This is a genomic window from Kineococcus siccus (assembly GCF_009906795.1).
GTDB lineage: Bacteria > Actinomycetota > Actinomycetes > Actinomycetales > Kineococcaceae > Kineococcus > Kineococcus siccus.
In genome coordinates, this window is record NZ_JAAALN010000345.1 from 1 (window position 1) to 2672 (window position 2672).

Genomic DNA, 2672 nt, shown 5'->3' on the forward strand with positions numbered 1-2672 from the left:
CCCCGGCGCCGCCGGCCCCGCCCGCGCCGGCCCCGGTGCCGCAGGAGGGTGAGGCTCCGGAGGCCTCGCCGGCCCCGGCGCAGTGACGGCCGCCAGTCAGGTCCCGGCGGGCGAGCGGCGGATCGTCGACGACCTGCTGCTGGTCCTGCTGTCGCCGGAGACCGGCCGCCCGGTCGTGGACGCCCAGCGCCTGGCGCCGGGCCTCGCGGGCGCGGTCCTGCTCGAACTGGCGCTCGCCGGACGCGTCGACGTGACCCACGAGGGACGGTGGCGGGGCGATCGGCTGACGGTCGTGGACGGTCCCGCCTTCGGCGACCCGCTGCTGGACGAGGCCGTCGAGGTGCTGCGCACGCGGCCCGGCACCGCCGCGCGCGCCGCCGTCCAGCGCCTGGCCCGGCGCCGGCTGGTGCGCCGGGCGCAGGACCGCCTCGTCGCGGCGGGACTGACCACGCACACGCCGGGCGGGTTCCTGCGCTTCACCCGGCACGACCCGGTGCCCGCGGTCCGCGACCCGCTCGTCGCCGGCGTGCGGGCCGCGCTCCTGGCGCCCGACCCCACGCTGGTCCCGCAGCGCGACGCGGCGCTCGTCTCGCTCCTGCACGGCCTGCGGGTGGTCGGCAAGGCCGTGCCGACCACGGGCCTGACCAGGCGTGAGCTGACGGCGCGCGCCCAGGCGCTGGCCGAGGGGGAGTGGGCCGGGGCGGCCGTCCTCGCCGCGGTGCGCGCCGCGCAGGGCGCCGCAGCCGCGACCGCAGCAGCCGTCGGTGGGGCCGCCGCGAGCTGACCCTGCTCGCGACGACCCCGTCGACTCAGGCCTGCAGCCGGGCCCGCACGGCCGTCGACAGGCGCTTGCCGTCGGCCCGCCCCGCGACCTTCGGCTTGAGGGTGTTCATCACGGCGCCCATGGCGCCCATGCCCGTGAGGCCCTCGCCCGTGGCGATGAGGACGGCGTCCTCGACCAGCTCGGTCAGCTCCTCCTCGGTCAGGGGCGTGGGCAGGTAGCGCTCGATGACGCCGAGCTCGTCGCGCTCGCGCGCGGCCTGCTCCGTGCGGCCGGCGCCGCCGAAGGCCTCGGCGGCCTCGCGGCGCTTCTTCGCCTCGCGCTGCAGGACCGTGAGGACCTCCTCGTCGGACAGGGTCCGGGCGGTCTTGCCCGCGACCTCCTCGGACTTCACGGACGTCAGGACCATCCGCAGCGTGGCGGAGGTCAGCTCGTCCCGGCCCTTGATCGCGGTCGTCAGGTCGCTCTGCAGGGAGTCCTTCAGGGACGTGTCGCTCATGGGGAGGATCTTCCCACCGGTGTCGACCCGGTTCCCGCCCTGCCAGGATGACCCGGTGCCGCGACGAACCAGCCCTGTGCGACCGCTGCTGACCGCCGCCGGGGTCGTGGCCGCCGCCGGCGTCGCGGGGGTCGGCTACGCCGCGGGCTACGAGGTGCGGTCCTTCCGGCTGCGCCACGCGATCGTCCCCGTCCTCGCGCCCGGCGCCGCGGCCCTGCGGGTCCTGCACGTCTCCGACCTCCACCTGGTGCCGGGGCAGCGGGCCAAGGAGGCGTTCGTGCGCTCGCTCGCCGACCTGCGGCCGGACCTGGTCGTCGACACGGGCGACAACCTGTCCCGCATGGACGCCGTCCCGGCCGCGCTCGACGTCCTCGGTGGGCTGCTGCAGCGGCCGGGCGTCTTCGTGCTGGGCTCCAACGACTACTTCGCGCCCAAGCCGAAGAACTGGTCGCGCTACCTCGTGGAGCGGGAGGGGCCCGCGAAGGTCACCTCGCCCCGGCTGCCCACGCAGGACCTGGTGGACGGCTTCGAGGCCGCGGGCTGGCTCGACCTGGACAACGCGCGGGGCCGGCTCGAGGTGGCCGGGACGAGCATCGAGTTCGTCGGCGTCGACGACCCGCACCTGCGCTACGACCGCTTCCCCGCCCCCGAGCCGGCCCGCGAGTCCGTGCCGCCGGCCGACCTGCGGATCGGCGTCGCCCACGCGCCCTACCGGCGCACGCTGGACGCCATGGTCGCCGACGGCGCCGACCTCGTCATCGCGGGCCACACCCACGGCGGCCAGCTCTGCGTCCCCGGCTACGGCGCGCTGGTCACCAACTGCGACCTGCCCCGCGAGCACGTCAAGGGACTCACCCGCTGGCACGCCGACGCGGGCGACGCCTGGCTGCACGTCTCCGCGGGCCTCGGCACCTCCCCCTACGCGCCCGTCCGCTTCGCCTGCCCCCCCGAGGCCACGCTGCTCGAGCTGGTACCGCGCCGCTGACGTCACCTCGTGCCAAAGCCTGGTGCGGGGCACCCCCCGGCGTCGGCTACCCTTGGACCAGCCACGGGGTGTGGCGCAGCTTGGTAGCGCGCTTCGTTCGGGACGAAGAGGCCGCAGGTTCAAATCCTGTCACCCCGACCAGCAAGACCGCAGGTCAGAGGCCCGGAACCGCGTCAGCGGGACCGGGCCTCTGGCGTTGGAGGACTCTCCTCACGCCGCCGTGCGGAGGCCCCGGAACGTCGTGCGGATCTCCTCGGTGAGGACCTCCGGCTGCTCCAGGGCGGCGAAGTGGCCGCCGTGGTCCAGCTGCGTGTAGTGCAGGACGGTCGCGTAGCGGCGCTCGATCCAGCGCCGGGAGGCCTGGACCGCCTCGGCGGGGAAGGTGCTGAAGCCGGCGGGGGTCGGGC

3 protein-coding genes, 1 tRNA gene and 1 pseudogene are annotated in these 2672 nt (G+C 76.2%); 3 read left to right on the forward strand and 2 right to left on the reverse strand.

Annotated elements, in window-relative coordinates; translation table 11 throughout:
* Positions 1–82 precede the first annotated feature (82 nt).
* Positions 83–784 (forward strand): GPP34 family phosphoprotein, encoded by a 702-nt coding sequence (locus GTR02_RS21180; protein WP_166609451.1) that lies wholly within the window; start codon positions 83–85, stop codon positions 782–784.
* Between the two features lie 25 nt (positions 785–809).
* Here GTR02_RS21180 and GTR02_RS21185 read toward each other — a convergent pair whose 3' ends face one another.
* Positions 810–1280: a GatB/YqeY domain-containing protein gene (locus tag GTR02_RS21185; protein ID WP_166609452.1), complete on the reverse strand. Its 471-nt coding sequence runs from the start codon at positions 1278–1280 to the stop codon at positions 810–812.
* A gap of 55 nt (positions 1281–1335) precedes the next feature.
* On the opposite strand from GTR02_RS21185, the gene GTR02_RS21190 reads away from it, so the two are divergent.
* Together GTR02_RS21190 and GTR02_RS21195 are read left to right on the forward strand one after the other, a co-directional pair.
* Positions 1336–2265 carry a metallophosphoesterase gene (locus tag GTR02_RS21190; protein ID WP_338073971.1) on the forward strand — a complete coding sequence of 310 codons (930 nt, stop codon included), beginning with the start codon at positions 1336–1338 and terminating at the stop codon, positions 2263–2265.
* Positions 2266–2329: 64 nt separating this feature from the next.
* Positions 2330–2406 (forward strand) — tRNA-Pro (locus GTR02_RS21195).
* Between the two features lie 69 nt (positions 2407–2475).
* Here the strand turns inward: GTR02_RS21195 and GTR02_RS21200 are convergent.
* A pseudogene (locus GTR02_RS21200) lies at positions 2476–2672 on the reverse strand (epoxide hydrolase); the annotation flags it as partial.